8 protein-coding genes are annotated in these 5,628 nt (G+C 42.9%); 5 read left to right on the top strand and 3 right to left on the bottom strand.

All coding sequences use genetic code 11. The features are described from left to right. Both AB4496_RS24195 and AB4496_RS24190 read left to right on the top strand, forming a co-directional pair. The coding region (locus tag AB4496_RS24195; RefSeq protein ID WP_372132316.1) for a DUF2310 family Zn-ribbon-containing protein at positions 1-173 on the top strand (173 nt) is incomplete at its 5' end. Positions 174-286: 113 nt separating this feature from the next. Continuing rightward, entirely contained in the window at positions 287-1,135 is an 849-nt protein-coding gene (locus tag AB4496_RS24190; RefSeq protein WP_012604629.1) for a hypothetical protein, read from the top strand. Between the two features lie 67 nt (positions 1,136-1,202). Here AB4496_RS24190 and AB4496_RS24185 read toward each other — a convergent pair whose 3' ends face one another. The 3 genes from AB4496_RS24185 to metN form a co-directional block, all read right to left on the bottom strand. Beyond that, positions 1,203-2,012: a MetQ/NlpA family lipoprotein gene (locus AB4496_RS24185; protein WP_009847450.1), complete on the bottom strand. Its 810-nt coding sequence runs from the start codon at positions 2,010-2,012 to the stop codon at positions 1,203-1,205. 66 nt (positions 2,013-2,078) lie between these two features. Next, the gene (locus tag AB4496_RS24180; RefSeq protein ID WP_009847449.1) at positions 2,079-2,762 is read right to left on the bottom strand and encodes a methionine ABC transporter permease; all 684 of its coding nucleotides are present in this window, start codon (positions 2,760-2,762) and stop codon (positions 2,079-2,081) included. Beyond that, the gene (metN, locus tag AB4496_RS24175; protein WP_009847448.1) at positions 2,752-3,786 is read right to left on the bottom strand and encodes a methionine ABC transporter ATP-binding protein MetN; all 1,035 of its coding nucleotides are present in this window, start codon (positions 3,784-3,786) and stop codon (positions 2,752-2,754) included. Before metN ends, AB4496_RS24180 begins: the two co-directional genes overlap by 11 nt. A 240-nt stretch (positions 3,787-4,026) precedes the next feature. Between metN and gmhB the strand changes: the two genes are divergently transcribed. From gmhB to AB4496_RS24160, 3 genes are all read left to right on the top strand, one after another. Further along, a complete protein-coding gene (gene gmhB, locus AB4496_RS24170) occupies positions 4,027-4,578 on the top strand; it encodes a D-glycero-beta-D-manno-heptose 1,7-bisphosphate 7-phosphatase (protein ID WP_009847447.1) in 552 nt (183 codons plus the stop codon). A 118-nt stretch (positions 4,579-4,696) separates the two neighbouring features. Then, positions 4,697-5,032 (top strand): MliC family protein, encoded by a 336-nt coding sequence (locus AB4496_RS24165; protein WP_009847446.1) that lies wholly within the window; start codon positions 4,697-4,699, stop codon positions 5,030-5,032. Between the two features lie 90 nt (positions 5,033-5,122). Continuing rightward, on the top strand, positions 5,123-5,628 hold a 506-nt coding region (locus tag AB4496_RS24160; RefSeq protein ID WP_372132313.1), incomplete at its 3' end, for a LacI family DNA-binding transcriptional regulator.

The raw sequence follows: 5,628 nt of genomic DNA, 5'->3' as shown, positions 1-5,628 counted from the left end.
CTTACTACTACTTATATCGTGTCGGTGGGATCAGCCTGAAAGATGAAAAAGAGCGCAAATGCCCACAATGTGGTGGTGAATGGCTGTTAGATGCGCCAATCCACGATATTTTCTATTTCAAGTGTGATGATTGCCATCTGGTATCCAACATTTCTTGGGATCATCTTAAATAGACATCGTTCATTTTTTATGAGTTGGGCCTATGAACTTTAGAACCATTTAAATGGAACATGAGTTTATTGTTATAGGGTAATTTTTAATGCTAAAACTTTGAGAGCTTATTTTTATGAACAAAATTAAAATATTCAATATTTTTTTATCGTTATCTGTGGTTTTGCTCTTTGGTTGTTCTTTTTCAAAGTGGGAACAGATTAATTTGGATTCGGAAAATTTTGAGTCGTATGGTAACGAGAGTTCAGAGGTGGTTATCATTAACGCACAGGGTGGTGCTTTCCCTGATTTAGAACGAAACTTCCTTCGAGAAATGTTTTCTTGGTTAGATTTGGGTCGTTATATGCTATTGAACGTCCATCAAACTCAAACTAAGCCTGGTAGTGATTTTGAATCTAGAGAAATCACATTCGAGGACGCTAAAGAAGCGGATAAGCAAAGTGTTTTGTGGTTATCGGAAACCATTAACAAATTTAAAGATAGCGGCAAGCGTGTTTATGTCGTAGGTGCTTCATTTGGTGCGTTTATGGTTCAAGAGTCGCTAGCAACTCAAGGTAATGTTGCTGATGGTTATCTCTTGATGGTCGGACGGTTAGATATGCCAAGTGAAGTATGGACTGAGTTTGCAGGTGGACGCATGGTGGGGTTTGAAGATAACAATACTATAGTCGACTTTTCAGCGCAGGAAGCGGGAATGGGGGGGGATGGTCTTTACACCGATATCAACATGGCTAAACTATCTGCAGGGTTAGCATACAATCGTTATTCTGAGACCCTAAAAGGTCTCGATATGAGAAATGTTACATATGTTTACGCAGCGTCGGATGAGCAAGTTGGGGCATTGACGGAGGCTGAAACCTCATTTCTCAGAGAGCATGGTGCTAAGGTCATAATAAAAGATACTGATCATGTAGAAACAGCTCTTTCAATAAAACCCATACTACAGGCGATGATAGAAGAATAAGTTAAAAAAAAGCTGATACAGAAGGTATCAGCTTTTTTTGTATTACACGTTAATTATCAGCCTTAATTTACCAACCTTTAACTACGCCACCTTGGAAGATGTCAGAAGCTGCGTTGTACACTTCTTCAGTTTGATATGCTTTAACGAAGTTTTGTACGTTTTCTGCATTTAGGTTGTCTTCACGAGAAACGATTAGGTTCACGTATGGAGAATCTTTGTCTTCAACGAATACGCCATCTTTTTGTGGAGTCAGGTTGATAGAGCTCGCGTAAGTAGTGTTGATGATAGATAAAGTTACATCATCAAGAGAACGTGGCAGTTGAGCTGCGTCTAGTTCAACAATCGTTAGGTTCTTAGGGTTACCAACGATGTCACGAACGGTAGCTAGAAGACCTGCACCTTCACGAAGTTCAAGTAAACCTTGCTGCTCAAGAAGCAGTAGAGAACGACCTAGGTTTGTTGGGTCGTTTGGTACAGCGATACGAGCACCATCTTGGATTTCGTCTACCGATTTAACTTCTTTAGAGTAACCTGCAATAGGGTAAACAAAAGTGTTACCTGCGACCGTTAGCTTGTAACCACGGTCAGCAACTTGCTGATCTAGGTACGGCGTGTGTTGGAATGCATTGATGTCGATAGAACCATCATCTAGCGCTGCGTTAGGTGTTACATAATCCGTAAAAGTGACCAGTTCAACATCCAGGCCGTATTGCTCTTTCGCGACTTTAGCTGCTACTTCAGCAACTTGTGCTTCTGCACCTGCCATTACGCCAACTTTGATCTTAGAAGTATCGACTTCTTTATCACCACAACCTGCTAGTACTAGCGCTGAAGCTGCTGCTGCAATAGTAAGTAAACCTTTAAGGTTAAATTTCATAATAATCTCCTTTTAATAAATCTATTTAATTTGGTTCAGACGACTTTGATTTTGGTCTGTAAGTCGTTATCTGTGGTCAACGCGGCGAACTAATGAATCACCGATTGATTGAATAATTTGTACTAGCACAATCAACATGACGACTGTTACTGCCATAATGGTCACATCGTAGCGGTGAAATCCGTAACGAATCGCGACATCACCTAGGCCACCACCACCCACAGTTCCAGCCATTGCCGAGTAACTCACAAGAGTCACTAGCGTAATCGTCACTGAGTTGATGATAGTCGGCAGTGCTTCAGGAAGCAGAACCTTATTGATGATTTGTGTGGGTGTTGCGCCCATTGACTGAGCTGCTTCCACTAGACCTGTTGGTACTTCAAGTAGTGCACTCTCGATAAGTCGAGCTACGAATGGGATAGCACCAATCGTCAGCGGAACAATCGCTGCGGTTGTTCCGATGAAGGTACCAATCAGCATCTTAGTGAGAGGGATGATCGCTACCATCAATACTAAGAAAGGCACAGAACGGCCCACGTTCACAACCGCACCAAGAATTTTGTTTAGCTTGGTGTTCTCTAACAGGCCACCTTTTTTAGTCGTGTGTAGAATAACGCCTAATGGAATACCGACAGCGAAACCAACGATGCCAGCAACAGCAACCATGTAAAGTGTCTCGCCTGTTGCTTCCAATAGAAGGTTGCCGTTAAGGCTGATCCAGTCAGCAATCTCGTTGAAACTAAAGGACATAACCAAGCACCTCTACTTTTACATTGTTGTCGCGTAGGAATTGGATAGCAGCATTATCATCGGCTTCGTTACCGAACAGCTCAGCGACCATCATGCCGAACTTCACGCCGCCGGCGTAATCGAGGTCAGAGCTTAAGATGCTGACATCGATATTGAATTTACGAGCAATTTGCGTCATCAGCGGAGCATCAACCGTTGCACCAGTAAACTCAAGACGTACTAATGGGTAGCTACTGTTAACACGAGTTTCTTGAAAACGCGCTTGATAATCTTCAGGGATAGATAGGTCTAGCGTTGAGCGAATAAACTGATGTGCTAGCTCTGTCTTAGGGTGTGCGAATATGTCGCCAACTGTACCTTTCTCTACTAGCTCGCCACCGCCAATGATTGCGACTTCGTGACAAATGCTCTTAACTACGTCCATCTCGTGCGTAATAAGTAGGATCGTGATGTGTAGCTTGCGGTTGATTTCACGTAGCAGCTCAAGAATAGATTGAGTCGTTGCTGGATCCAGAGCACTGGTCGCTTCATCACACAGTAGTACTTTCGGGTCTGAAGCTAGCGCACGAGCAATCGCGACACGCTGCTTTTGACCACCACTTAAGTTCGCAGGGTAGGTATCACGCTTATCCGATAGGCCGACAAGCTCAAGTAGTTCACTCACTTTCGCTTCAATCGCAGCTTTATCTTTACCAGCAAGCTCTAAAGGCAGTGCTACATTGTTAAATACAGTACGAGAAGACAGCAGATTGAAGTGTTGGAATATCATGCCGATGTTACGGCGTGCTTCGCTAAGTTCTGATTTGCTGAGTTTTGTCAGGTCGATACCGTCAACAATCACTTCACCTGATGTTGGAGCTTCCAACATGTTTACACAACGGATAAGGGTACTTTTGCCTGCACCTGAAGAGCCGATGACTCCAAAGATTTGACCTTGAGGTATGTGGAGGTTGATATCAATTAAGGCATTGATTTCTTTAGTGCCTTGATAAAAAACCTTATTGACTTGATTCACTTTAATCATAGAGAAACCCGTGCAGGTGGAACAGAATAATATGTCGATAGCTCGCTCGATTTACAGACGATGCTATGGTGTTCTATGATCTAAGTCAATAGATATTTTTACGTCTAGACGGCTAAACGTCGATTGTGTTGCTAAGGTAGAAACAAATCGTTAACGAACGCAAAACTAAATAGATAGTGATGAAGCAAATAAAGCGTGTAATAATTAATGATTAATAGAGAGTTGATAGAGAACTAAATTTTGTCTAAACCTGCTGTTTTTATAGATCGTGATGGTGTGATTAACGTTGATCATGGCTACGTACATGATGAGCATGACTTTGAATACATCGATGGTGTGTTTGAAGCGGCAAAAGCGTTTAAAGATATGGGCTATTTATTGGTACTTGTGACCAACCAATCTGGTATTGCTCGTGGCAAGTTTAGCGAAGATCGTTTTCTTTCTTTGACGCAGTGGATGGATTGGAACTTTGTCGATAATGGCGTTGAGTTAGATGGTATCTATTACTGTCCTCATCACCCTGAACACGGCATTGGCGACTACAAGCAAGATTGTGAATGTCGTAAGCCTAAACCTGGTATGTTCATTTCTGCGCGTGACTTTCTCAAAATTGATATGGCTAACTCTGTCATGATTGGCGATAAAGCTGAAGACATGATGGCCGCAGAAGCCGCTGGTGTTGGTACCAGAGTATTGGTGAGAACCGGTAAACCCGTGACTGAAAAGGGTGAGGCACTTGCCAGTGTCGTGCTAGATAGCATTAAAGATGTACCAGCTTTCCTGAAAGGCTGATACATTTTCCTACCGTTAACAGGCTTACTTATTACGTGGGTTCTAACCAGTCAACTGGGGTGCTAACCTATCAATAAGATATCAGCGCCGTTAACTATATAAAGATGAGGAACGCAGTATGAAAGCATTGTTGGCAGCATCTCTATGTACGGTAGCGTTAGTCGGGTGTTCTAAATCCGCGGCGCTTGATGGTGCAGTCTCGGACGATCAATTCGTGACTTATCAATGTGAGTCTGACGCTTCATTTAAGGTCGCTTACCTTGGTAATGAAAAAGCGGTATTACGTTTGCCAGAGAATGAATATCGCCTAACTCAAATAGCGGCAGGTTCAGGAACGAAGTACATCTTAGATGATGGAACCTCTGAACTGATCAATAGCGTCACTTTACGCACTAAAGGTGACAACGCACGTCTAGAATTTGGTCGTGTCGTCTATAAAAACTGCCGAAAGTAGGTCATAGTTATCTACTAGGATTTACAAACAGTTAAGTGAGGGAGTTCGCCCTCACTTTTTCTTTCTCTTCCCTTTAACGTCAGACTTTTTATGAGCAAAAAACTCACTATTCTCGATATTGCTAAGCTGTCCGGTGTTGGTAAGTCTACCGTATCTCGCGTTCTGACCAATGATCCCAAAGTAAAACCTGAAACCCGTGAAAGGGTGGAAAGAGTAATTCAAGAATCTGGGTACACGCCTTCGAAGTCTGCGCAGTCGATGCGTGGTGGCAGTCAAAAAGTCATCGGTGTCATCATCTCTCGTCTGGACTCTCCTTCTGAAAACAAAGCGGTAAGTACGATGCTGGCCGAGTTGTATCGAGCGGATTATGATGTGGTGATCATGGAAAGCCAGCTAGATAGAGAAAAAGCCAATGAGCACCTTCAGGTTCTCAAGCGCCGCAATGTAGATGGCATCATTGTGTTTGGCTTTACTGACTGTGATATTCCTGCAATCGAAGCTTGGGAACACAAAGCGGTGGTGATTGCTCTGGATACCGAGAACGTGACGTCGATTAACTATGATAACCAACAGGTGATCAATAGTGCGTTAACGCA

The sequence above is a fragment of the Vibrio sp. 10N.222.46.A1 genome, assembly GCF_041473595.1.
GTDB classification, from domain to species: domain Bacteria; phylum Pseudomonadota; class Gammaproteobacteria; order Enterobacterales; family Vibrionaceae; genus Vibrio; species Vibrio tasmaniensis_A.
The sequence above is the reverse complement of the archived record's forward strand: the minus strand, read 5'-3'. Positions and strand labels throughout refer to the sequence as shown.